21 protein-coding genes and 1 tRNA gene are annotated in these 21037 nt (G+C 49.8%); 4 read left to right on the top strand and 18 right to left on the bottom strand.

Annotated features, from left to right (window positions below; all coding sequences use genetic code 11):
- Positions 1 to 3: 3 nt before the first annotated feature.
- The 3 genes from BDT_RS18385 (at position 4) to BDT_RS18375 (ending at position 2369) form a co-directional block, all read left to right on the top strand.
- Positions 4 to 1050 carry a PLP-dependent cysteine synthase family protein gene (locus BDT_RS18385; protein ID WP_015092750.1) on the top strand — a complete coding sequence of 349 codons (1047 nt, stop codon included), beginning with the start codon at positions 4 to 6 and terminating at the stop codon, positions 1048 to 1050.
- Between the two features lie 17 nt (positions 1051 to 1067).
- A complete protein-coding gene (locus BDT_RS18380; RefSeq protein ID WP_011166098.1) occupies positions 1068 to 2231 on the top strand; it encodes a cystathionine gamma-synthase in 1164 nt (387 codons plus the stop codon).
- Positions 2232 to 2293: 62 nt separating this feature from the next.
- Positions 2294 to 2369, top strand: a tRNA-Phe gene (locus BDT_RS18375).
- Positions 2370 to 2451: 82 nt separating this feature from the next.
- Here the strand turns inward: BDT_RS18375 and trhA are convergent.
- From trhA to rpsB, 14 genes are all read right to left on the bottom strand, one after another.
- Positions 2452 to 3078 carry a PAQR family membrane homeostasis protein TrhA gene (trhA, locus tag BDT_RS18370; protein ID WP_015092748.1) on the bottom strand — a complete coding sequence of 209 codons (627 nt, stop codon included), beginning with the start codon at positions 3076 to 3078 and terminating at the stop codon, positions 2452 to 2454.
- 99 nt (positions 3079 to 3177) lie between these two features.
- The gene (locus BDT_RS18365) at positions 3178 to 3756 is read right to left on the bottom strand and encodes a DNA-3-methyladenine glycosylase (protein ID WP_015092747.1); all 579 of its coding nucleotides are present in this window, start codon (positions 3754 to 3756) and stop codon (positions 3178 to 3180) included.
- Positions 3753 to 4454, bottom strand: a complete 702-nt coding sequence (gene pgeF, locus BDT_RS18360) for a peptidoglycan editing factor PgeF (protein WP_015092746.1) — start codon at positions 4452 to 4454, stop codon at positions 3753 to 3755. The genes BDT_RS18365 and pgeF overlap by 4 nt, the downstream gene beginning before the upstream one ends.
- Positions 4451 to 5458, bottom strand: coding sequence for an RluA family pseudouridine synthase (locus BDT_RS18355; protein ID WP_015092745.1), 1008 nt, complete (start codon positions 5456 to 5458; stop codon positions 4451 to 4453). The genes pgeF and BDT_RS18355 overlap by 4 nt, the downstream gene beginning before the upstream one ends.
- Complete coding sequence (locus BDT_RS18350) at positions 5448 to 6074, bottom strand: helix-turn-helix domain-containing protein (protein ID WP_080602454.1); 627 nt, start codon at positions 6072 to 6074, stop codon at positions 5448 to 5450. Before BDT_RS18350 ends, BDT_RS18355 begins: the two co-directional genes overlap by 11 nt.
- An 8-nt stretch (positions 6075 to 6082) precedes the next feature.
- Positions 6083 to 7036 carry a P-loop NTPase gene (locus tag BDT_RS18345; protein WP_015092743.1) on the bottom strand — a complete coding sequence of 318 codons (954 nt, stop codon included), beginning with the start codon at positions 7034 to 7036 and terminating at the stop codon, positions 6083 to 6085.
- 15 nt (positions 7037 to 7051) lie between these two features.
- On the bottom strand, positions 7052 to 7756 hold the full coding sequence (tsaB, locus tag BDT_RS18340) for a tRNA (adenosine(37)-N6)-threonylcarbamoyltransferase complex dimerization subunit type 1 TsaB (RefSeq protein ID WP_041578123.1): 705 nt from the start codon (positions 7754 to 7756) through the stop codon (positions 7052 to 7054).
- Complete coding sequence (gene rseP, locus BDT_RS18335; protein ID WP_041578121.1) at positions 7753 to 9426, bottom strand: RIP metalloprotease RseP; 1674 nt, start codon at positions 9424 to 9426, stop codon at positions 7753 to 7755. Before rseP ends, tsaB begins: the two co-directional genes overlap by 4 nt.
- 76 nt (positions 9427 to 9502) lie before the next feature.
- Positions 9503 to 10327, bottom strand: a complete 825-nt coding sequence (locus tag BDT_RS18330; RefSeq protein ID WP_015092740.1) for a phosphatidate cytidylyltransferase — start codon at positions 10325 to 10327, stop codon at positions 9503 to 9505.
- Entirely contained in the window at positions 10308 to 11042 is a 735-nt protein-coding gene (locus BDT_RS18325; RefSeq protein WP_015092739.1) for an isoprenyl transferase, read from the bottom strand. The genes BDT_RS18330 and BDT_RS18325 overlap by 20 nt, the downstream gene beginning before the upstream one ends.
- A 21-nt stretch (positions 11043 to 11063) precedes the next feature.
- Positions 11064 to 11624, bottom strand: coding sequence for a ribosome recycling factor (frr, locus tag BDT_RS18320; protein ID WP_015092738.1), 561 nt, complete (start codon positions 11622 to 11624; stop codon positions 11064 to 11066).
- 13 nt (positions 11625 to 11637) lie between these two features.
- A complete protein-coding gene (pyrH, locus tag BDT_RS18315; protein ID WP_041578118.1) occupies positions 11638 to 12351 on the bottom strand; it encodes a UMP kinase in 714 nt (237 codons plus the stop codon).
- 1 nt (position 12352) lies between these two features.
- Positions 12353 to 13279 carry a translation elongation factor Ts gene (tsf, locus tag BDT_RS18310; protein ID WP_041578116.1) on the bottom strand — a complete coding sequence of 309 codons (927 nt, stop codon included), beginning with the start codon at positions 13277 to 13279 and terminating at the stop codon, positions 12353 to 12355.
- Between the two features lie 189 nt (positions 13280 to 13468).
- Positions 13469 to 14395, bottom strand: a complete 927-nt coding sequence (rpsB, locus tag BDT_RS18305; protein WP_268742075.1) for a 30S ribosomal protein S2 — start codon at positions 14393 to 14395, stop codon at positions 13469 to 13471.
- A 309-nt stretch (positions 14396 to 14704) separates the two neighbouring features.
- Between rpsB and BDT_RS18300 the strand changes: the two genes are divergently transcribed.
- Positions 14705 to 16054, top strand: coding sequence for a sensor histidine kinase (locus tag BDT_RS18300; RefSeq protein WP_051026340.1), 1350 nt, complete (start codon positions 14705 to 14707; stop codon positions 16052 to 16054).
- Here BDT_RS18300 and BDT_RS18295 read toward each other — a convergent pair.
- From BDT_RS18295 to BDT_RS18280, 4 genes are all read right to left on the bottom strand, one after another.
- Complete coding sequence (locus BDT_RS18295; protein ID WP_015092733.1) at positions 16051 to 17196, bottom strand: NAD(P)-binding protein; 1146 nt, start codon at positions 17194 to 17196, stop codon at positions 16051 to 16053. The two genes, BDT_RS18300 and BDT_RS18295, sit on opposite strands and share 4 nt — an antisense overlap.
- A gap of 52 nt (positions 17197 to 17248) precedes the next feature.
- On the bottom strand, positions 17249 to 18058 hold the full coding sequence (locus tag BDT_RS18290; protein ID WP_015092732.1) for a CFI-box-CTERM domain-containing protein: 810 nt from the start codon (positions 18056 to 18058) through the stop codon (positions 17249 to 17251).
- Positions 18059 to 18129: 71 nt separating this feature from the next.
- A complete protein-coding gene (gene priA, locus BDT_RS18285; RefSeq protein ID WP_041578109.1) occupies positions 18130 to 20175 on the bottom strand; it encodes a replication restart helicase PriA in 2046 nt (681 codons plus the stop codon).
- The gene (locus BDT_RS18280; RefSeq protein ID WP_015092730.1) at positions 20172 to 21029 is read right to left on the bottom strand and encodes a hypothetical protein; all 858 of its coding nucleotides are present in this window, start codon (positions 21027 to 21029) and stop codon (positions 20172 to 20174) included. The genes priA and BDT_RS18280 overlap by 4 nt, the downstream gene beginning before the upstream one ends.
- Between the last annotated feature and the right edge of the window lie 8 nt (positions 21030 to 21037).

The following is a 21037-nucleotide window of genomic DNA, read 5'->3' as shown; positions in this document are numbered from 1 at the left end:
CCCATGTCACAAATTTACGGTTCCATTCTAGAAGCTATCGGCAACACCCCGATGGTGCGTTTGAACAGCGTCACCAAAGGTTCCAAACACCAGTTTTTCGCCAAAGTTGAGTATTTCAACCCGGGTGGAAGTATCAAAGACCGCGTAGCGGTGGCGATGATTGAAGAAGCTGAAAAACGCGGGCAACTGAAACCTGGTGGCACTATCGTGGAAGCCACTTCCGGAAACACCGGAGTGGGTCTGGCTTTGGCAGCCGCGGTGAAGGGTTATAAGTGCATTTTCGTGATGCCAGAAAAGATGAGTGACGAAAAACGCGCGATCTTGCGTGCCTACGGAGCGAAAGTGGTCATCACACCGATGGTGATGCCGGAAGATCCGATGAGCCATTATTCCGTATCAAAAAAGATCGCCGATGAAACTCCGGGCGCATTCCTGGTGAATCAATTCCACAATCCTGACAACCCTGAGCGTCACTATCGCACTACAGGTCCAGAAATCTGGAAGCAGATGGATGGAAAAGTCGACATGATCGTGGGTGGTGCAGGGACCGGCGGGACTTTGTCCGGTATTGCGCGCTACATGAAAGAGATGAATCCGCAGGTGAAAGCCATCTGTACGGATCCCATCGGCAGTATTTTGTATGATTTGTTCTATCATAAAAAAATCGTGGATCCTCCAGGCTCTTATAAAGTGGAAGGTGTCGGCGAGGACATGCTCCCTGACAACGTTCACCTGGACATCTATGACGGCTTTGTTCGTGTTTCTGATCCGGAAGCATTCGCGATGACCCGTCGTTTGGTGGCCGAAGAAGGTCTGCTGGTCGGTCCATCCAGCGCTTTGGCCTTGGTAGGAGCGATGAAAGCCGCTGAACAACTGGAAAAACCATCCAACATCGTTGTGATCTTCCCGGATAGCGGTCGCGCTTATTTGAGCAAGGCCTTCAACGACAAGTGGATGGCTGAAAATGAATTCCTGACTGATGGTGACATTAAAAACGCCTTCAACCGCGTGGTTTCTGCTGAAGAAGCCCTGGCTGATCTTAAAAAATAATAGAGCAGGTGAATGATATGAAAAAAATGAACGACAATCTTGGTTTTTCCACTCGTGCGATTCATGCCGGCCAAGCTCCGGATCCTTCAACTGGCGCCATCATGACGCCAGTTTATTTGACCTCGACTTACGTACAAGAATCTCCGGGTGTGCATAAGGGCTGGGAATATTCCCGCACGCACAATCCAACTCGTCACGCTTACGAAAGCTGCATGGCAAGTCTTGAAGGTGGCAAGCATGGCTTTGCTTTTTCTTCCGGTTGCGCGGCAACGACAACTGTTTTGCACCTTCTAAAAGGTGGCGATCATGTGATTGCCATGGATGACATGTACGGCGGCACTTTCCGTCTGTTTGACAAAATCCTTAAGCACGACGGCATGGAGTTTTCTTTCGTTGATCTGACGAAGGTTGAAAACTTTGAAAAAGCCGTAAAACCAAACACCAAGCTGGTATGGTTGGAAACTCCGACCAATCCGACTTTGAAGTTGGTTGATATCAAAAAGATCGCCGCCATCGCAAAAGCCAAAGGCATTCTGGTTGCGGTTGATAACACGTTCATGAGCCCGTACTTCCAAAGACCTTTGGAGCTGGGTGCGGATATCGTGGTTCATTCAGCGACGAAATACATCGGCGGCCACAGTGATACAGTCGGCGGCATGGTCGTTGTATCCCGCGCGGATCTGGCAGAAAGAATGGCATTCTTAAGCAACGGTATCGGGGCGACTCAAGGCGCGTTTGATTCCTTCATGTTCCTGAGAAGTTTGAAAACTTTGCCACTTCGTATGAAGGCCCATCAGGAAAATGCCATGGCGATTGCGAAGTTTTTGGAATCTCATCCAAAAGTGGACAAGGTCATCTATCCGGGTCTGGAAAGCCATCCTCAGCATGCTTTGGCGAAAGAACAAATGCATGGCTTCGGGGGAATGATCACTTTCTACATCAAGGGGGGCCTGGATTCGGCTCGTAAGTTCCTGGAAAACGTGAATGTCTTTTCATTGGCCGAGAGTTTGGGAGGGGTGGAGTCCCTGATCGAGCATCCGGCGATTATGACGCACGCCTCCGTTCCACCTGAAAACCGCAAGGCTTTGGGGATCGACGACACCCTGATCCGCCTTTCTGTGGGTGTAGAGGATCTGAACGACCTGATTGCTGACCTTAAAACTGCTTTTGATAAGGCTTAACTGTTGACATGCAGGGGGCCAATGGATAAACCTTTGGTCTCTTTGAACGCATATGTTCCAGTGGCTTGGTAGCTCAGTTGGTAGAGCAGAGGACTGAAAATCCTTGTGTCGGCGGTTCAATTCCGTCTCAAGCCACCATTTTTCTTCAAAAGTTCAAAGCAACTAAACCCGCCTAATCAGCGGGTTTTTTCGTTTCTGGGGCCTGATTTTTGGGTGCTTTTTAAGTGAAATAGATCAGCAGACACAGGTACTGAAGGGCGGTTCCGCCCATCACGCAGACGTGCCAAACGCCGTGGCCGTGTTTGATGCGTTCGTCATTCAGGAAGAAGAACATGCCGATGCCATAGCTGATGAAGCCCGCGATGATCATCGCAAAACCCATCGGCGGAATCGCATCCATCAGGTATTTGATGAACGGGAAGATCGTGACTGCCATGGTTGAATACAAAAGCAGTGAAGGCAGGCGGTTTTTCGGATTCAGAAGTTCCCAGAAAATTCCCACCACCGCCAAAGACCAGACGATTCCCAGAATCACCCAACCCAAAGTTCCGCGCAAAGCCAGCAGGGCATACGGAGTGTAACCACCGGCGATCTTCAGATAGATGCCGATATAGTCCAGACGACGATACAGTTTTTTTCTTTCACCACGGGTGCCGTGATAGATGGTTGAAATACAGTAAAGTCCGACCGTGCAGACCGCATACACACCGAAGCTGAAGATTTTCCAGGTGTCGTGTTTGCTGGCGGCAAGACCCAGAAGCAGGGCACACCCAATCAGCGCCAGCAACGCTCCGATGGCGTGGGTGACGACGTTGAGCTTTTCTCCATGTTCGATCTTCTGAATCATTCGCTAAAACCTGCTGCAAGAAGTTCCTGATGGTTTTAGTTTAGCACCAAGGACCTAGTGCCTAAGAATAAAAATTCATCCACGGTCCAGTAAATCTGATCACTTTTTTGAGACGAACAGATGATCTTTCAGATAAAATCGCAAGGGCCACTTCGCTGCTTCGCCGGCATAATCGACACCGACACGCGCGGTGGGAATGATCTGTTTTTTTGAAACCTTGAAGTCATCATCCGTCACAAATAGCTCAGAACTTTTCTTCCAAAGCTTCAGTCCGTCATGCTTTCGGGTGATGTCATAGTGTTTGCAAAGCTTGCCGGGGCCGTTGGTTTTTAGGTCTTTTTTTCGCAGATTTTCCTGTGCTGGCAGAGGTTCCACGGCACGAATCAAAACCGCTTCGGGATGTTCATGGGTGCGGGTCACAAAATTCAGACAGAAATACATTCCATAGATCATATACACATACGAATGTCCCCCATCCAGATACATGGATTTGGTGCGTTCGGTGCGGCGGTCTTCAAATGTGTGACAGGCGGGGTCTTCAATCCCCAGATAGGCTTCGGTTTCGATGATGCGGGCTTGATTTATGCCGTCGTCAGTGCGGATATTCAGAACTTTTCCCAGAAGAGACTGAGCCACCAGGGTCGTGTCTTCAAAGTAAAATTCCTGTGGCAGAATCATCCAGAGGTCCGGCAGATAAAGCTGATCTGACGCCCGGACTTTTCTTTGTCCCGGCGGTAAGAATGAAATTCGTTGTTGGTGACCGTATCAATATGCAGATCAAACAAGCGGTCCAGATTGATGCCCTCTTGTTGAAGCTGGGTGCGAACCACAAGATTTAAATCCACCAAAGATTTTCCGTCTTCCAGACTCTGGAAATATTGAGCGCGTTCTGCCGGGCTTAACGGCCCCAGGCTTGAAAGGATCTGATCGCGCACGTCGTTTCCGACCTCAAAGCTTTTTTTCTGAATATGTGGTCCGATGATCACATCCAGCTCTGAAGCATCAGCACCTGTGGCAACAAGCTGCTGGAGGGTCTTGGGGATAATTCTGTTGGCAACTCCGCGCCAGCCGGCGTGGACGCCAGAAATCAAATCAGTGCCGTGATGATAGAAAAGCACCGGCACACAGTCAGCGGTGATCACACACAAGGCAAGATTTTTGGTGCGGGAAAAATGCGCATCCCCTAGCACCTGATAGTCCAAAGAACTGTCTTTGCTTTCGATGACCGCGTCGCTGTGAATTTGTTTCAGACGGACAAAATCAAACTGTGGATAGGCGGATTTGACGTCAGCCAAGGTGGCTGCGGCCCCACCGAAGAAAGCCGTGATATGCGAAGTTTTTAGTTCATATCCCAGTGGGGTTTTTTCGAGGTTCACAGCAAACCCCATTTCTTAATCAGCACCAGAACATCTTCAGGCCAGTCCTTTGTAAAGAACATGCGCTCTTGGGTGCGGGGATGAGTGAAACCCAGTTCTGCTGCGTGCAGCAGGAATCTTGGCAAAGCACGAAGGTCTTCCTGGGTCGCGCGCGCCTCGATGGATTTGATCTTGCGGTCAGCACCATAAAGGTTGTCACCGGCAATGGGCAGTCCGCTTTCGGACATGTGCACACGAATTTGGTGTGTCCGTCCGGTTTCAAGTTTCAGCTTCATGTAGCTCATGCCGCTTTTTCTTTGCAGCACTTCAAAGTGGGTCACCGCCCATTTGCCCATTCCCGGATCATCATTCGGATCAGTCAGGGGTTTACGATCGTCACCCAACACGGAAGCATAACGTTTGCGATCCACCGGGTGGCGAGCCAGAAAACTGCGAACGCTGCCGGACAACGTGCGCGCAGTTCCCAGGCACACGGCATAGTATATTCTGTGCGTGCTGCGCTCTTTGAACTGGGCGGTCAGGGATTCATGGGCTTTGTCGTTTTTGGCAACGACGATGATGCCGCTGGTTTCTTTATCCAAGCGGTGCACGATGCCAGGGCGTTCTTCGCCAAACTTCATGGACAGATCATCGGTGTGACTGATCAGCGCATTCACCAAAGTGTCGTGGGCATGTCCCGCGGCCGGGTGAACAACAAGACCCGCCGGTTTGTTGATGACGATCAGATCCTCATCTTCAAACAGCACGTCCAGCTTCAGATCAAAGGGCTGAAGCTCAGACGGCTCGGGTTCCGGCAGTTGAATTTCAATCAGATCGTTTTCTTTAATAGTGACAGAAGCTTTGGCGGGTTTTCCGTTCAGCAGAACTGAATTTGCTTCAAGCAGATGGCTTGCGCGTGAACGGGTGCCGATTTCCGGAATAAGCGCCATCGCTTTATCAAGGCGAAGTCCACTCATCTCTGCTGTGGCAGTGACCGAAATAGTCGTGTTGTTCTTATTTTCCAAGTTTGTTTTTAAAGTGTGTCATGTATGAGTCGGCGACCTTTTTTTCGTCCAGACCCAAAGCTTTGGCAATTTGAACCACATAACCACGAACGAAAACGATCACCGGCAGGTTGCCTGGATCCACGTTTTCAATGGCTGTGACATAGTAAGAATTGATTTTGGTGATCTCACTCATGCGTTGAGTGGTGATCTTTTTGTACTCGCGAACTTTTTTGAGGAAAGCGCCATCCCAGTCCGTGCGGGCCGCGATTTCTTTTTCAAAGGATTCATCCTTTTGATAAGCCACCGCCGGTTTTTCAATTTTCGTTTCAGGGAAAACCTGTTTGCTGGCTTCAAGGATGGACTCGTAAGTCAGATCGTTCAAAGAAGAACGGCCGGACAAAAGTCTTTGATCATAGATATTGCGAAGGATTTTGTTACCAAGGACCTGATAGGCCTCTTCGATCACAACCAGAAGCTCACGGGCTTCCTGTTCAGAGAAAATAGTGTAGATCGCCGGATTGTCCCCGGAATAAGTCGAGCGAGCGCGCTCATAGGCCGTCGTCACCTCATGTTGAGGGGCGTTGGCTGTGAGTTCCAGGACTTCGTAATAGTTGTATCTAGACGTCGCTTGCATCGTAGCTATTATACTACGGCGCGAAGCTCCTCTGGAGCAATAAGTTGTTTGCAGGTTGCCAAAAATTGTCCTGCAAGTGGAGTGAAGGGTTGTGCGACAAGCACGTGTTCTCTCACACGCACGGACTGCCACACCGCATTGTCGTAATCGATCGCGCCGATGTAATCAATACCAAGGTCGTAGTACTTGTTACAGACACTTTTCATCGAGTGACCCAAGTCATCGTTGGCCTGATTGCGTGAAGTATTCACCAACAAACGAACTGGTGTTGAGGAAAGAGCCTCAAAGAAGTCATAGTGAATGCCGGTTTCTTCCTTCAGATACGAGCGGAAAGAAAACGGCTTGCTCAAAGTTCTTTGGCGGTGATTGCGCAAAGTGGAAATCATGTTGCCGTAAGCATCCGGCGTGGAATTTTCACGCAGGGAATAGCACATGAAGGATTCAATAAAACGATAAGTCTTTTCGATGCTGGTTGGTTCCGGAGTTGTGATCAGGAACTTTTCATCAGCGACTTTGAACAGCTCCAGGTGGGCTTCCAAGGCACCGGCCCCCAGATCAACGATCACGTAATCAGCACGCAGATTCTTCAGCTGCGGGATCAGGTTTTGAATCTGGTTGTGGGAAAAATCAGTCGGTGTCCATGAATCCCAGAAACCCTGAACATAAGAAAGATGCGGATACGGAGTCGGGATCACCAGCTCTTGCAGGGTTTTGGAACCTTCAAAGTAGTGACGGATGTTCATGTGGGAAGGATTCAAACCCAGAACCGTGTGGATGTTGGAGCCGGAAAGATCCAGATCCACGATCACGACAGAGTGGCCCAATTTGGAAAGAGTCATGCCCAGGGAAGAGGATACAAACGTTTTACCCACGCCACCTTTACCGGAAGCGACAACCCATAGTTTGGTGTCATGATCTTTATTTGCGTGGGTCGGTTTGAATTCCAATACAGCCTTATCCATGGTTGCATCCTCTTGCTATTTCAATGGTGAGATAAGAATCCCTTTTTTTGTCTCTTCGGCTTCAGATGCGCGAATATAAAGAGGAACAAACGATTTCCAGTCTAAAGTTTGACCTTTTTTTGCCCGGGCTTCCGCCATCAGACCCAGAGTGGTCGCGAGCGGATAGTCCGGCAGGGTTGAATCGCGGTGCATTTTCTTGGAAAGTTCTTCGGGGAAGTACTCATGATAAGCCTCCCACCCGTCACCAACGACCAGCACGTCCTGACTGATGTGCTGGGAAAGTTCACGAACGGGAATCGCCGCGGGACCCTTCAGATATTTCGGCTCATCGCCGGACATATCAAAAAGACCGGTGTACACCATGTTTTTATAGGCATTGATGATGGCAAGAACCGGTTTGGCAGATCCGCGCGCGCGTTCAGCCAAAAGCATCAGCGAGTCGATAGTAACCAGAGGTTTGTTGAAGCTGTAGGAAAAGGTTTTCCCCGCATTGGCGGCCACACGGATGCCGGTAAAACTGCCCGGACCCTGGCCCACGGCAAAGACGTCGATGTCTTCAAGTTTTAATCCGGCTTTTTGCAGGCAGTTTTCGGTGAAGGGGCTGATGATTTCGCTATGGGTTTTTTGTCGCAAAGTGGTTTCTTCGGCGACAATTTTCCCATCCACGATGATGGCAACACCGCCGACGGCGGTGCTGGTTTCCATAGCTAGTATTTTCATAGACCAAACAAGCGGGTGAAGTCATTAAACAGGGCAAAGATCATAAGACTCATCAAAATCGCCAGACCCACTTGCTGGGCGATTTCCATTTTCTTCATGCTTAGCGGAGCACCTTTGACCAGCTCAATCACATAGAACACCAGGTGACCACCGTCAAGCACCGGCACCGGCAGCAAATTCAGGATGAACAGATTCACCGAAATAATTGCCATCATCTGCAGGAACTGAGTGATACCAATCTTGAATGTCTCGCTGGCCGCCTGACCGATAGAGATCACACCACCGATATTTTTCGGAGAGATCTTGGCCTGGAACAAACGAACAAAGCTCATGACTGTCATGACTGATACTTCCCACGTTTTTTCCGTACCGCGGATCAAAGCATCCACCGGGTTGGAAGAACGAAGGGTCATCAGTTCCGGCATCGCGATGTTCGGAATTGGTGAAATACCGATGGTATAACGTTTTTCCTCTGCACCCGAAGCGGTCATCTGCTTGGTCATTTTCGGAGTGATTTCCAGATCAATGGTTTTGCCTTCACGCAGAACGGACAAAGCCACCGGGTTTTTGCCGTCAAAGGATTTGATGTTGTTCAGAACATCTTCCCATTTGGACAAAGTGATTTTGTTGATTTTCACCAGACGATCACCAGCACGAAGACCTGCGGCCTGAGCCGGAGAGCCTTCAATCACGCGGGACAGATACAGTTCTGAACTTTCCAGACCCAAAGACGCCAGTGAAAACGCCTTGATGGATTCAATCGGTGCCATGGTCACGGTGATGGCTTTGTCGGCCTTGTCGCCTTCGCGCATGCCCATAACTTCCAGGGTCAAAGGCTCTTTGGCGCTGAATTTTGCCAAAGTGTCTTCCAAAGATCTCCAGTAAGCGACTTTAACACCATTGATGCTGGTGATGGTGTCACCGGTACGCAGACCCAAAGCATGCAACGGAGAATTTTCCAGAACACCAATGGTCGTGCCCGCAGAATAAGGGGAAATCCCCTCAACATTGGCCATGTATTCGTAGCTGGAAAGAACATTTGGATTTGGTTCAGGCTTGGCGGTCGTAGAGACCGTCAGGGATTCACCGGTGCCTTCACGTTTAACATCGACATCGATGTGCAGGTCGTGACTTTCTTTTAAGGAAAGGGTGCGCTGAACGTCTTCCCAGGTCGTGATCGGTTTTTGATTGATAGAAACAATCTGGTCACCAGAACGGAAGCCCGCCGTGTAAGCCGGGGAGTCTTTCGCCACATCACCCAGAACCGGGATTTTTGCGTCTTCGCCGATCAGGGCGACAGTGAAGAACACCAGGATCGCAAAGAAGAAGTTCATCAGCGGACCGGCCAGAACGATGGCAATACGCTGCCACACATTTTTATGCGTGAAAGAGACTTTCTTGTCTTCTTCAGAAATGCCTTCGCCGTTTTGTTCGCCGAACATTTTCACGTAGCCACCCAGTGGGATCAGGGACAGGGCATACGTGGTGTCGCCTTTTTTATAGGTCAGAAGCTTTTTGCCGAAGCCCAGACTGAAAACCTCGACACGCACTCCGCACCAGCGGGCGACAAGGAAGTGTCCCAGCTCATGAACGAAGATCAGGATCCCCAGCAGGATGACAAATGGAACAATTGCAGACAAACCAGATTGTAAGTATGAGAAAATATCCATTGGTCCATTCTAGAGTGAGCCAAGGATTAAGGGGTAGAAAATTAAGGGATTTTTCCTGCGGGGCTCGACGTTTCTCTTAGGACAAAAGATGAGACAGAATCAAAACTCCGCCCAAAACAACAGGACTTGCGAATAGGACGCCGTCGACTCGATCCAAGACGCCACCATGACCTGGCATGATTTTGCCGGAATCTTTCACATCCGCCACACGTTTCAGCAGAGATTCGAAGAAGTCTCCGAACTGGCCCACAAAGCCAGAGATCCCACCAAGAAGCAGGAAGACACCGACGCTGTTTTCCGGGAACAGGAACAACCAGCAGATCAGACCTGCCACGACAGAACCAATGATGCCACCGACAGAACCCTGCCAGGTTTTTTTAGGGGACACCGAAGGCATGACTTTGTTTTTGCCGAACAACACGCCAAATACATATGCCAAAGTGTCACCCGCAAACACCACGGCCAGCAGGAAGATAAACCAGTAAAGACCGTAAGCCTGATCCAGCAAACGGAAAGCAAACGAAGGCAAAAGACCCATATAGAACAGGCCCAGGGCGGACTTCGCCTGAACAGCAGCCATGTGTTCCAGATTGCCTTCTTTGTGAGAAGACAAAAGAACGGCGATAATCATTCCAATCACGGCCAAAGAATAAACAATAGATCCCAGGCTCAGGGAAGTGATCGAGGCAATGAATACCGCATAGGTTGCGATTCTGAACAATGTTTTAATCAGCTGGGATTTTTCACGCTGGAACAAAATGGCTGTCAGTTCCCAGTTGCCGATGACAACAATCAGACCCACCGCAATCTTAAGTCCCATCAGTCCCAACGAAACATAAAGTCCGATGATCAGAGCCAGGGCAATAAGTGCGGAAACAGATCTAGTTAGGAAGCTTTTCATGGTTGTTGTCATTGGATGAGACCTTGCCATAACGGCGTTGTCTCATCGCAAAAGCCTGAAGGGCTTCGTCGAGGTGAGACTCGGTGAAGTTGGGCCACAGTACTTCAGTGAAATAGAATTCAGAGTACGCAGCCTGCCACAGAAGGAAATTCGAAAGTCGCTGTTCACCACTGGTGCGGATGATCAGATCCGGATCCGGCGTCGGGAAAGTGCTCAAAGCAGAATTGATCATGGATTCGTCGATTTCCGCAGGGGACATTTCCCCGGCAGCGACTTTTTCCGCGATTTCACGCACCGCTTGAGTGATTTCCTGGCGAGAACCATAGCTCAAGGCAAAGACCAGATTCAGGCCTGTGCATTGAGATGTGGCTTCGATGGATTTTTCGATGGCATTGGCAACATCCAGAGGAACGCGGGAAAGGTCCCCGATCACCGAGAAGCGGATGTTTTCTTTGACCAGATTTTCAGTTTCGCGCTTCAGGTATCGGCGCAGGATCAGCATCAGCAGGCTGACTTCCGCCTCGGGACGGAACCAGTTTTCAGTGCTGAATGCGTAAAGAGTCAGGTTTTTAATCCCACGGCGTGAACACGCCGTGATGATCTTTTTTGCGACACGGGTGCCTTTGATATGCCCGAACGTGCGAGGACGGCGTTTGAGCTGAGCCCAACGACCGTTCCCGTCCATAATGATGGCAATATGCTTTGGCAAATCCATGAATCCTTCGAAAAACCCTGATTAGATAGTCAGGATTGATTTTTCTTTTTCGTCAGCAACCTGATCCACTTTTTTGATGAAATCGTCAGTTGCTTTTTGGATGTCTGCTTCGGCTTTTTTGCCTTCGTCTTCGCTGACAGCTTTGTCTTTTTGAAGTTTTTTAACTTCGTCATTTGCATCACGACGGGCCATGCGAACAGCCACGCGTGCTTCTTCAGCGATTTTCTTAACTTGTTTCGCCAGGTCTTTACGGCGCTCTTCAGTCAGGTCAGGAACTTTCAAGCGGATCACTTTACCGTCGTTCATTGGGGCCATGCCCAGTTCAGACTTGATGATGGCTTGTTCGATGTCTTTAAGGATAGCCACTTCCCAAGGTGCAATCAGGAAGGATTTTGCGTCCGGAGTGGAAATAGAAGCCACCTGGGACAAAGGGGATGGAGTTCCGTAATAGTTCACACGGATATTATCCAGCATAGAAACCTGAGCACGGCCTGTACGAACTTTTTTAAGTTCTTCAGACAAAGAGTTCAGAGTCTTTTCCATTTTTGCTTGAGCATTTTTTTTAACGTCTGCGATAGCCATAGCTGTCTCCTTATTAGTGTACCAGTGTGCCGATCGTTTCACCCTGAACGGCTCTCAGGATGTTGCCCGGTACAGTGAGGTCAAAGGTGATAATAGGAAGTTTATTGTCCATGCACATGCTGATCGCCGTGGAGTCCATTACCTGAAGTCCGCGGTTGAGCACGTCGATGTAGCTGATCTTGTCGAATTTTTTCGCGTCAGCGTGTTTAGCAGGGTCTTTGTCGTAGATCCCGTCCACTTTGGTTGCCTTCATGATCACCTGGGCATTGATCTCCATGGCGCGAAGGGAAGCTGCAGTGTCTGTAGTGAAGAATGGATTCCCGGTGCCTGCACCGAAAATCACCAGACGATTCTTTTCAAGATGACGAATCGCTCTGCGACGGATGTACGGTTCAGCGATTTCAGCCATTTCGATGGCGGTCTGAACACGGGTAGGAACGCCTTGTTTTTCCAAAGCGTCCTGAAGAGCCAGGGCATTGATACAGGTCGCAAGCATTCCCATATAGTCAGCACTTGCGCGATCCATGCCCTCAGCAGAGGCGGCAACACCACGATAGATATTGCCACCACCGATTACCAGGCCAATTTGAACGCCTGCTTTGTAAGCCGCTGCCACGTCCTGCGCGATCTGAGTGATCGTTGCAGTGTTGATACCAGTCCCTTGCTTTCCAGCAAGAGCTTCACCACTTAGTTTCAGCAAAATTCGCTTATAAACAGGCTCTTTCAAACTAGTGTCCTTTCATCTGAGCAGCAACTTCAGCTGCGAAGTCGTTGGATTTCTTTTCGATACCAGCGCCCAGTTCGAAGCGAACGAAACGTTTTACAGTTACGTCTGCGCCGATTTCTTTGCCAACTGCTTTCGCAAGATCAGACACTTTCATGTCCGGGTTCTTAACGAATGGTTGATCAAGAAGGCAGTTTTCAGCAAGGAACTTGCGGATTTGACCTTCAACGATCTTTTCGATCATTTCTGGTTTTTTGCCGGACTCAAGATTTTTTGCAGTCAGGATTTCTTTCTCTTTGGAAACAACATCAGATGGGATTTGTTCGGAAGAGATCGCCATTGGGTTCATCGCAGCGATGTGCAATGCAACGTCTTGAGCGAAAGTTTTCAATGCAGGAGCGTTAGCAGCTTCTGGTTTGGAAACGGAAGCTTCAACCATAACACCGATTTTGCCTTCGCCGTGCAGGTAAGTGTGCACAAGGGAAGTTGCAGTTGCAGTGTATTTTTCCTGACGGCGAAGAACGATTTTTTCACCGATAGTAGCAGTTGCTTCAGTGAACAAATCACCCAGTTTTTTGGAAGAATCAGCAGCGTAAGCCTGAGCCAGAACATCACCTTCAAGGTTTGTTTTAGCCAAGTGGGAAACCACGTTAGCAGCCAAAGCTTTGAAGCCGTCGTTGCGAGCAACGAAGTCAGTCTCAGAGTTGATTTCGATAACAACACCAGTGTTGCCATGAAGTTCTGCGAAGACAGCGCCTTCAGCAGCAATACGGTCAGCTTTCTTAGCGGCAGCGCCAAGACCTTTTACGCGCAACCATTCAACAGCAGCATCGAAATCGCCAGAAGTCGCCTCAAGCGCCTTTTTGCAATCCATCATACCTGCGTTAGTTTTTTCTCTTAGCTCTTTAACAAGAGTAGCGGAAATAGACATTAGGAAGACTCCTTAACTTTAACACCCCAGATCTGCTGGAGCGAACATTTTAGAAAAGTATAAAAAATCCTTAAGTAGGATGCCCGCTTTCGCATTGAGCTTCCGCGGGGCCTGTCCCCCGTAGCCGAAAGGCGTAGGAGGAACAAAGAAAAGGGTGGCTAGGCCACCCTTTTTCGAACGATCTGCAGATTACTCTGCGGATTCGTCAGTAGCTGGGCCTTGTTCAAGCTCAGCTTGGATCTCAACTTCTTCTGCTGTACCAGCAGCAACAAGTTTGCGAGATTTAGTGGCTTTAACAACCGCTGGGCCTGCAGCTTTTTTAGGAGCTTCTTTTGCACCAGCTTTTGCGCCAGGACCACGTCTTTTAGGAGCTTCTTCTTTGCCTTCTGCTTTTGCTTCTTTAGCAACGTCAGATTGCTTGTCAGTCATAGTGCGAAGTTTGCCTTCCCACTCTTTAGCGCCTTCAAGGTAAGCATCAGCTACCAAGTTGGAGAACAACTTGATGGAGCGGATAGCATCGTCATTGCCTGGGATCGCGAATTCAACAGACTCTGGATCAGAGTTTGTATCAGCGATAGCAACAACCGGGATGCCCAAGCGTTTTGCTTCAGCAACTGCGATGTGCTCTTTCGGCAAATCAACTACGAACATAGCGGAAGGCATTTCCTTCATGTCGCGGATACCAGCCAGGAAATCAGTCAGGCGAAGGTATTCTTTTTCAAGCTTCGCGCGCTCTTTCTTAGTAAGGTAATTGAATTCGCCTTTTTCTTTCATGGTGTCGATTTTGCGAAGACGATCGATAGAAGATTTGATCGTTTCGAAGTTCGTCATCATGCCACCCAACCAACGCTTAGTAACATAGTACTGACCGCATTTTGCTGCAGCTTCTTGGATTGGTTCGATCGCTTGTTTTTTAGTACCAACGAAGATCAAACGACCACCGTTAGCAGCGACTTCTTTTACGAACTCAGCAGCTTTGTTTGCGCGTACAACAGTCTTTTGCAGGTCGATAATGTGAATACCGCCGCGAGCTGTGTATACATAAGGTTTCATCTTTGGGTTCCAACGCTGTGTTTGATGTCCGAAGTGGACTCCAGCGTCTAGCATTTCTTTCATGGTCACTTGTGCCATGGTAGTACTTCCTTTCTGGTTAATCGTCCTCGCAGGTAGAGCCAGCTTTTTTTTGTTTCGCCGGAAGACCCCCTTTTTCAGTACTTGGGGGACCAGTTGATGCCTGTGAGTGCTTATTGTTGGACTCTCGGGATATCACAGGGCGCCATTGACCGCAAGCAGTCTTTGGAGCTCTTTTCTGAGACGCTTTCGTTACAAAACGCCGACTTGATTAAGAGATATTTAGACGCACTGAGTAACGGCCGATAAGAAGGGGGTAATCTCCCAATTAATCTAGAACGTAAGCGGTGGGAAATGAACCAATCTAGGGGCGGTCGGAGCGATCCGGAAGCACAACGACAGGTGCAGCGAATTTTCCTGGAGCAATCCCGGGACATCCACATTCGCGTAGATCGCGGTTTTTCAATTCTTCTTTTAATTCAATGGGTTGAAGTTATCGTCATGGGCATTGTACTAACCCCCTCGACGTGGCTGGGAAGCTTTTCCGGGGCGGTTGAAAACGCCTTCGTGGGGCTGATCTTTGGGGGGCTTTTCAGTTTGCCAGCGGTCTATTGCGTCTATGTCTGCCCCGGGGAAAAGTGGACCCGTTATGTGGTGGCTGTCTCGCAGATGTGTTTTTCGATCCTGTTTATCCATTTGTCGGGGGGCCGGATCGAAAGCCACTTCCATGTCTTTGTTTCACTGGCCGCCCTGGCCTTTTATAAGGATGTCGGGCTTTTGGGGGTGGCGTCCTTTATCGTGATCTCGGATCACATCCTGCGCGGGTGTATGCTGCCGATCTCGCTGTATGGGGTGGCTGAAAGCAACCAGTGGCGGTGGTTGGAACATGCTGCGTGGATCCTGATTGAAGACATTATTCTGATCATCGGTATTGAGCGCATTCGCGGTGAACTTTACGAAATGGCCTATTCCAAGTACCAACTTGTGCAGGCGCGCGAAGAAGCTCTGCAGTTATCCTCCATCAAATCCACATTCTTAAGCAATATGAGCCATGAAATCCGAACACCATTAAACAGCATTATCGGTTTTGCCGATATTCTGCGCGACACTTCGCTGGACAAGGATCAGACGGACTATGTCCGGACGATTCAGCGCTGTTCGGATTCGCTTTTGCATATCATCAATGATGTTCTGGATATTTCAAAAATTGAAAACGGACTTTTGCAGATTGATAGGCACAAGTTTGACGTCAAAGAACTGCACACGGACATTCTTAAAATCTTCGAAGCCAAGTGCCAGGAAAAAAATCTGCAGCTTGAATTCGACATCGATGAAAGTATTCCGGCTTTTGCGATGGGGGATTCCCATCGCTTGCGCCAGATTCTGATGAACCTGGTTGGTAATGCGGTGAAGTTCACGGACAAGGGCCGCGTCTGCATCAGTCTGCAAAGACAGCCCGGTTCAGGTCATTATGCGTGGAAGGTGTCTGACACCGGTCGCGGCATTCGTCTGGAAAACATGTCGAAGCTTTTCCGCAGCTTCTCGCAGGAAGACGTCACGATTTCCCGCACTTATGGCGGCTCGGGGCTGGGATTGATGATTTGTAAAAATCTGATCGAGATGATGGGCGGGGATATCAAGGTGGAAAGCACGCCGGGTGAGGGAACCACGTTCCTCTTCACCCTGCCGCTGGACGAGGCTTAAAGAGCAGCCTCGGTCATGGATTCGGATTCATCGGATACTGATGGCATGTCGCTCGCTTCAACTTTGAAGCCCAAAGAAGCCACAATCATTTCAGCCTGCAAAAGAGCGCCGACCAGATTTTTCTGCTCGTGCACAGTTGCGGAAGCAATCCACAGATTTTCAAGTTCAGGCATCGTCATGTTGGCGCTCAGTTTGATGTCGCCGTTGCCCGCGATGATCGGAGTCACGAAGATTCTTTCAAGCTTCACGTTGTCCAGAGCTTCCGGATAAGCACGTTTGATCTGACGTTTGATTTTCTTCAAAGCCGTACCCACAACTTCGCTGTCTTCAGTCACTTCCTGTTCGATGAAAGTCATCCACTGGGACGCTTGCAAAGGTGCGCCTTCGACTTCAACCGGAGCATGGAACTTACCCACGCACGGACCGATTTCGTCCTGAGTGGTGCCGTTTAAAACGTGCATCGCGGTGGATTCAGTCACGGGTTTAGCGTGGCAGATATCCAGGCACAAAGCAGTCCAGTAAGTGTTTTTCGCAAGCTTCGTGCGGGCGCGCACCGAGATCGCGTCTTCCGGCAGAAGCAACGCCAGGTCTTTCACAGTGCCGGCAAAGATAAAGTTCTGAGCGTGCACAGTTTTGGAACCGTTAACCGTGATGTGAGTCACGCGCTCGCCTTCCTGGTGGAACTTGGTCACATAGGAACGAGGCAGGAAAGTGCCGGTGAACTTTTCAAACAGCATCTGGGTCCACTGATGAGGCTCAACCGCCAGATCCAGACGTTTGCTGGAAGTGAAATAGCTGAACTCTTCATAGAATGCCGGTGGATTTTCACCAAAGCCCAGGAAGGTTTTGAAGTTTCCACCTTCGTAGGTCACAGGAGCTTCTTCCGAAGCCTCCGGAGCCACATTGACGTCAATCAGGCTGCTCAGGAAACGCAGGGCTTTTTCGGAAAGCACAGAATCCGGCATAAAACGCAGACCGTTGTTCATCGGACCGGTCGGGAAGTTGACCTTTTTGTTGGAACCAAAAGGAACATCCGCCGCTTCGATCAGGGCGATGTTCTTTGTTTCACGGCTAAGTGCCGCTGCGATGCTAAGTCCGGTAAGTCCGCTGCCAATAATTGCGTAGTCGTAGATATGAGCCATGCAAATACCTTCCCTCATAAGGAAGCCGCTTTGCAAGCCTCAAACGGACGAATTATCTGCTAACGCATTTAATCAAAACGCGGAGAGCGGCTCTGACTGAGGGTTTCAGCCATGAGTGCTTATCGAGTAAGCAAGCAATGTGAGGGGAGTACCTGTAGTAGACAGCGATAAACTTTCTGCCCCAGTTGTGGGTTCGCAGTTGCGTGTCGCGGAAGGCGCGAAGCTGCATCACCTCGAAGGCGGAAGGATTTTCAAAGGCCGAGGTTGCGATAAAGCAACGAGGGCGTTCTTTGTCTGACATCTTCAGGAACTGTTTTACGATCTGTGGGTTCTTGGCGGTTTTCTGGAACGATTCAGCCTTGCGGATGATGTCCGGATAAATCGGGGTGAACTGGATGAACATGGAAAGCTGCTTGGCCGAGTTCATCATGCGATCCTGATACTTTTCGTGAGTGTCATAGATACGCAGCAGATCCCAGTACACCGAAGCCACCACGGTCAGTTCGGTGGTGCGTGCGCTTTCTTTGAAAGCTTCAGGTCTTAACTTTTCACCTTTTTTGATGTCAAAGACGATGTCCAGAATCTTCAGATATTTTTCGTAGGAAATTGCGGCTTCAGAATAAAGCTTCTGGCCCATGCACATGCGCGCTTTCTTGATCAGCATCACACGGCTTTTCCAAAGTTGCAGGCGGTGCTGTTCACGGGCACGTTCCTGCTGCATCAACACGCCACCACTGCTGGTGGCAACCGTGCGTTTCAGATCAGAAATGCATCCCGCACAAACTTGTGGAGGCAAATTGCTTTCGCCAGCGGCCTGAAGCTTACTGATAAGCTCCGGATCCACCGGGTGCAATTCGGTCACTTGTATTCCACATCGCGGGCATTGAATCATTTCATTGGTCCTTAACCTTTTATTTTAGGTAAGGCCCGTCACTAAAGCAAACTCATTGGATCGATATCGATTAATATTTTGACCCCTGAAGGAACCCAATCCTGGTCCCCTAACAGCTGTCTTGAAAAGGGATTTGCGGCTGCGGGCTGCGTAGTTTTAATTAGAAGATGATATCGGAATTGGCCTCGCAGTTTTGACAGCGGAGCTTCTGCCGGACCCAAGACTTCAATCGAGCCATATTGCGGGAATTGAGTTTTCAAAGCCTGCGCTCTTCTGGCCAATAGTCTCGCGGTTTCCTCAACCTGTCCCAGTTTGGTTCCCTGAATACGGAAGCTGACCAGGCGACCCATGGGGGGATAGTTAAGTGCTGAACGGATTTCCAGTTCGTGCGTGGCAAAGCTTTCAAAGTCATGGTTCTTTGCAAACGTGATGCTGTCATGTTCAGTGTTGAACGTCTGAATGATCACAAGCCCCGGGCTTTCACCGTCTTTGACGTGTCGACCGCTGCGTCCGCTCATCTGCGTAATCAGCTGGAAACTTCTTTCGGTGGCGCGGAAATCAGGCAGATTAAAGCCCACATCCGCCAGCACCAGTCCCACCAGTTTCAGTTTCGGGAAATCCAAACCTTTGGCGATCATCTGTGTGCCGACCAGAATGTCGATGTCACCGGATTCCATATTGGCGATCAGATCTTCCAGATCGGCACGGCTTTGAATCTCATCGCGGTCCGCGCGGGCAATTTTTTTACCCGGGAACAGACGAGTCAAATCAGTTTCCAAAAGTTCGGTGCCAAGGCCGATGGCTTCCAGTTGTCCTTCTTTGCAGTCGGGACATTTGGTTTTGAAATTTTCGTGATAATCACAGTAATGACAAATCAGGTGTGAATGCGCATGCAGGGTCAGTGAAATATCACAGTTCGGACACTCACGCGTGTGACCACAGGCAGGACACACCACCATCTGGGCAATCCCGCGACGATTCAGGAACAAAGCGGCCTGATCACCGCGGTCCAGCACCTGATGCATTCGTTCATATAAATCGGGGCTTAGCCAGAATGGCAGATGCGAATATTTAGTGATGGCTTTTTGTTTTTCTTCGTCATCGGATTTCAATTTTCTTAAATCAATGACTTCAATGTCCGGCAAAGCGCGATTGGCCACGCGACGGCTGAGGCGGTGCAGGTGATATTTGCCTTCGACCGCGTTTTTCCACGTTTCTAGACTTGGGGTTGCCGAACCCAGCACCACCGGGCAGTTCATTTGTTTACCCAGCATCACGGCGGCGTCACGGCCGTTATATTTCAGTTTTTCATCCTGCTTGAAGCTGGGTTCGTGCTCTTCGTCCACGATGATCAGGCCCAGATTGTCGATCGGGCAGAACAAAGCAGAACGGGCGCCGATCAGGATGGATTTTCGTCCTTCGACGACATCCCACCACTGATTGGTGCGCTCGCGATCGGTCAGTTGGGAATGCAGGGCTGCGATCTTGTCGCCGAATCGGCGCGCAAAACGCTGAATCAATTGCGGGGTCAGGGAAATTTCCGGCACCAGCACGATGCCGCGTTTGCCTTCGGAAAGAACCTTGTCCAAAAGACGCAGGTACACTTCGGTTTTACCAGAACCCGTCACGCCGAAAAGCAAGTGAGTCGAGAAGTTGGAAAACTTCGCGATGCTTTCAAAGCAGGTTTGCTGCTCGTCCGTCAGGTTAAGAGCTGTATCTGCTTCCAGTTGTGGAATGACCGGGGGGCGTTTGGAGGCGCGTTGCTTTTCAGATTTTCGCAAAGGAGGGTAAGCCGATTGCACGACCTGACCCACCGGGTGCAGGTAATACTGCGCCAGCCATTCAAGCCATTTTACATAGGGCTCTGGCAGTGGTGCGTATTCTTCCACAATGCTATCCACAGCTTTGACTTCAAATTCGGGAACTTCATCGGTGGGCCCCAGAATCAGGCCATGAACTTTTCGTCCACCACGCCCCAAGGGCACGGTGACAAGCTGTCCTCTTTGCAGAGGCAGATCAGAGCTATAGGTTAATGCCTCAGGAAGGGGAGCGTCGGCCGCAACTTTCCAAAGTTGCGTCGAACTCATCTAAACCTCGTGTAGAACTCCGTGATAACGTCTTTCGCCGCCAAAGAGCTGATGCCGTCCCATTTCAGGTTCGCATCCAAAGAAGAAGGCTGGAACAGGGCCACGGCTGTCTGAGGACGGGCCGAAGCACTGATCAGGCGGATGGTCACAGTGTTGTTGCCCCAGCGAATCGTGCGGGAACGTGGATAAGAAAGATTTCTGGCGAAGTTGTTATAGTTGTTCGCGCTCATTTCAACCTGGCTTGGCAGGCGCAGTTTGCGCACAACGAATTCATCCTGCTGAATCCAGATGCCCGGGGAACCTGCTTCCTGATCTACCGGGGTTGCCACACCCAGAGCGTAGTTTACGACTCCACCCGTGCGCGAAAAACGCACCCAGTTTTCTGGTTCGTGTTTGATGTCCGCGGCATTTTTCGCAAGAGGTTTTTTATTGAAAGCGCCCGCTGGAACAATTTTGAAATGCGCCAACGTGTTGGCGAAGATTTCAGGATTGCGCATGTTCAGGAATTTTTCCAAAAATTCTTCCGGCAGCTTTTCGCTTTTGCGGTTGCCGCCGGTCATGCTCCATTTTTGTCCGCCGTTATAGACAAACTGCAGACGGAAAGAGTTTTGCAGGTCCTTGCCGCCAGTCACCGTCAGGCGCAGTGTGCGGTCGCTGTCGACCAGCCAGGTTTCTTTCACCAAAGTCGTTTCTTCACCATTGGAAAACTGCACTTCCTGTTCGATGGCGTAAATACCAGAGCCTGCGTTTTCGCTGGTTTTTTGCAGGATCGTGCGAGTCGGAAGAATGTACGCTGTCGCCAAAGCGGGCAGCAGCAAAGTGGAAAGGGCGGCGGAGAAAATCATTTTCTTCATCGGGGACT

This window comes from Bdellovibrio bacteriovorus str. Tiberius, assembly GCF_000317895.1.
GTDB lineage: Bacteria > Bdellovibrionota > Bdellovibrionia > Bdellovibrionales > Bdellovibrionaceae > Bdellovibrio > Bdellovibrio bacteriovorus_F.
This window is presented reverse-complemented; position numbering and strand designations above follow the sequence as displayed.

What these genes read in the sequence shown, in the direction of transcription:
- BDT_RS18385 (WP_015092750.1), top strand. Translation starts at nt 4, where the DNA reads ATGTCACAAATTTACGGTTCCATTCTAGAAGCTATCGGCAACACCCCG.
- BDT_RS18380 (WP_011166098.1), top strand. Translation starts at nt 1,068, where the DNA reads ATGAAAAAAATGAACGACAATCTTGGTTTTTCCACTCGTGCGATTCAT.
- trhA (WP_015092748.1), bottom strand. Translation starts at nt 3,078, where the DNA reads ATGATTCAGAAGATCGAACATGGAGAAAAGCTCAACGTCGTCACCCAC.
- BDT_RS18365 (WP_015092747.1), bottom strand. Translation starts at nt 3,756, where the DNA reads ATGATTCTGCCACAGGAATTTTACTTTGAAGACACGACCCTGGTGGCT.
- BDT_RS18350 (WP_080602454.1), bottom strand. Translation starts at nt 6,074, where the DNA reads ATGCAAGCGACGTCTAGATACAACTATTACGAAGTCCTGGAACTCACA.
- BDT_RS18345 (WP_015092743.1), bottom strand. Translation starts at nt 7,036, where the DNA reads ATGGATAAGGCTGTATTGGAATTCAAACCGACCCACGCAAATAAAGAT.
- tsaB (WP_041578123.1), bottom strand. Translation starts at nt 7,756, where the DNA reads ATGAAAATACTAGCTATGGAAACCAGCACCGCCGTCGGCGGTGTTGCC.
- rseP (WP_041578121.1), bottom strand. Translation starts at nt 9,426, where the DNA reads ATGGATATTTTCTCATACTTACAATCTGGTTTGTCTGCAATTGTTCCA.
- BDT_RS18330 (WP_015092740.1), bottom strand. Translation starts at nt 10,327, where the DNA reads ATGAAAAGCTTCCTAACTAGATCTGTTTCCGCACTTATTGCCCTGGCT.
- BDT_RS18325 (WP_015092739.1), bottom strand. Translation starts at nt 11,042, where the DNA reads ATGGATTTGCCAAAGCATATTGCCATCATTATGGACGGGAACGGTCGT.
- frr (WP_015092738.1), bottom strand. Translation starts at nt 11,624, where the DNA reads ATGGCTATCGCAGACGTTAAAAAAAATGCTCAAGCAAAAATGGAAAAG.
- tsf (WP_041578116.1), bottom strand. Translation starts at nt 13,279, where the DNA reads ATGTCTATTTCCGCTACTCTTGTTAAAGAGCTAAGAGAAAAAACTAAC.
- rpsB (WP_268742075.1), bottom strand. Translation starts at nt 14,395, where the DNA reads ATGAAAGAAATGCTAGACGCTGGAGTCCACTTCGGACATCAAACACAG.
- BDT_RS18300 (WP_051026340.1), top strand. Translation starts at nt 14,705, where the DNA reads ATGAACCAATCTAGGGGCGGTCGGAGCGATCCGGAAGCACAACGACAG.
- BDT_RS18295 (WP_015092733.1), bottom strand. Translation starts at nt 17,196, where the DNA reads ATGGCTCATATCTACGACTACGCAATTATTGGCAGCGGACTTACCGGA.
- priA (WP_041578109.1), bottom strand. Translation starts at nt 20,175, where the DNA reads ATGAGTTCGACGCAACTTTGGAAAGTTGCGGCCGACGCTCCCCTTCCT.
- BDT_RS18280 (WP_015092730.1), bottom strand. Translation starts at nt 21,029, where the DNA reads ATGAAGAAAATGATTTTCTCCGCCGCCCTTTCCACTTTGCTGCTGCCC.